Annotated in this window: 4 pseudogenes; 1 reads left to right on the top strand and 3 read right to left on the bottom strand. The window is 48.7% G+C overall.

The window, feature by feature from the left end:
• Positions 1-300: pseudogene (locus BGK49_RS27385) on the top strand (IS1-like element IS1X2 family transposase); the annotation flags it as partial.
• 9 nt (positions 301-309) lie between these two features.
• Here the strand turns inward: BGK49_RS27385 and BGK49_RS14860 are convergent.
• From BGK49_RS14860 to BGK49_RS14870, 3 pseudogenes are all read right to left on the bottom strand, one after another.
• Positions 310-651 (bottom strand): annotated as a pseudogene (locus BGK49_RS14860) (FimD/PapC N-terminal domain-containing protein); the annotation flags it as partial.
• Positions 652-732: 81 nt separating this feature from the next.
• Positions 733-972, bottom strand: a pseudogene (locus BGK49_RS14865) (fimbrial protein); the annotation flags it as partial.
• Between the two features lie 16 nt (positions 973-988).
• Positions 989-1303, bottom strand: a pseudogene (locus BGK49_RS14870) (IS1-like element IS1B family transposase); the annotation flags it as partial.

The following is a 1303-nucleotide window of genomic DNA, read 5'->3' on the forward strand; positions in this document are numbered from 1 at the left end:
ACGGTTGTGGCGCACGTCTTCGGTGAACGCACTCTGGCCACACTGGAGCGTCTTCTGAGCCTGCTGTCGGCCTTTGAGGTCGTGGTATGGATGACGGATGGCTGGCCGCTGTATGAATCACGCCTGAAGGGAAAGCTGCACGTTATCAGCAAGCGTTACACTCAGCGCATTGAGCGACATAATCTGAATCTGAGACAACATCTGGCAAGGCTGGGACGGAAGTCACTGTCGTTCTCAAAATCGGTGGAGCTGCATGACAAGGTCATCGGGCATTATCTGAACATAAAACACTATCAGTAAGTTGGAGTCATTACCCGCCACGTCTTCTTTTAAACCAAACTGCGCTACCAGTTCCGGTGTCAGACAAGCATAGCTTTTGCTCGCGTCATCTTCACCAGCATACCAGTAAATATCGTACTCTTCCGCCAATGGCTGTTTATTTAGTTGAACCTGTAAATTGTATTTTCCGGGCTCAACATATCCCTGGCTGGAAAAACGCTTCAGATCAATTTTTGTGTCGCCTTTTAATTCCAGAAAACGGGAATCAAACTGAATGTCGTCTTCAGCCCAGACACTGCTATAACTCCCTGACATTGCCAGCGCAATGCACCACGGAAGAATCCGTAATCGAAAAAGAGAATGGTCAGGCATACACGTTTCTATCCGTTTTTATTCTTGTTCGGTCAAAATCCATTTAAATCCCCCATAGCAGTGTCGCTATGGGGGTATGCCTTACAGGTAAGTAATCTGGAAGGTGGTATTTGCTTCGAAATTACCCAGATCTGGCGCATCAGCTGCGCCGACCAGCCAGGCTTTAAAGTTCAGTGTCTGCTTCGCTTTGCCTTTATTAGTAGAAGTGTCTTTCACTATTTTCTGGTCAATACCCATGCCGCTTTTGTAAGAGGTACCCAGAGAGTCACCGATCGCCAGGCTAACATTGTTAAATGCCGCACCGGTATCGGTATTGAAAATGGGTAATGACTCCAACTTATTGATAGTGTTTTATGTTCAGATAATGCCCGATGACTTTGTCATGCAGCTCCACCGATTTTGAGAACGACAGCGACTTCCGTCCCAGCCGTGCCAGGTGCTGCCTCAGATTCAGGTTATGCCGCTCAATTCGCTGCGTATATCGCTTGCTGATTACGTGCAGCTTTCCCTTCAGGCGGGATTCATACAGTGGCCAGCCATCCGTCATCCATATCACCACGTCAAAGGGTGACAGCAAGCTCATAAGACGCCCCAGCGTCGCCATAGTGCGTTCACCGAATACGTGCGCAACAACCGTCTTCCGGAGCCTGTC

The sequence above is a fragment of the Shigella sp. FC1544 genome (genome assembly GCF_001722145.1).
GTDB classification, from domain to species: Bacteria; Pseudomonadota; Gammaproteobacteria; order Enterobacterales; family Enterobacteriaceae; genus Escherichia; species Escherichia coli.